1 rRNA gene is annotated in these 255 nt (G+C 45.1%); it reads left to right on the forward strand.

What is annotated here, in order from left to right:
- Positions 1–85: ribosomal RNA gene (locus KJS42_RS22995) — 16S ribosomal RNA — on the forward strand; the annotation flags it as partial.
- Positions 86–255: the final 170 nt, after the last annotated feature.

Here is a 255-nt window from a genome sequence, read left to right on the forward strand (position 1 = left end):
CCAGCCGCCGAAGGTGGGGTAGATGATTGGGGTGAAGTCGTAACAAGGTAGCCGTATCGGAAGGTGCGGCTGGATCACCTCCTTTCTATGGAGAATCGTCTTCTGCAACGAAGACATTCAAATCGCTGACCTCAGGTTAGCAAAGTTACTCACTCGTTGGTCAGTTTTGAGAGTTCAACTCTCAAAAGCATTACCTTGATCCTTGAAAACTGGATAAACGAAACGAAATTTGCGTTTTAGAAACATTCCTTTTAG

This window comes from Paenibacillus sp. J53TS2 (assembly GCF_018403305.1).
Taxonomy (GTDB): domain Bacteria; phylum Bacillota; class Bacilli; order Paenibacillales; family Paenibacillaceae; genus Fontibacillus; species Fontibacillus rhizolycopersici.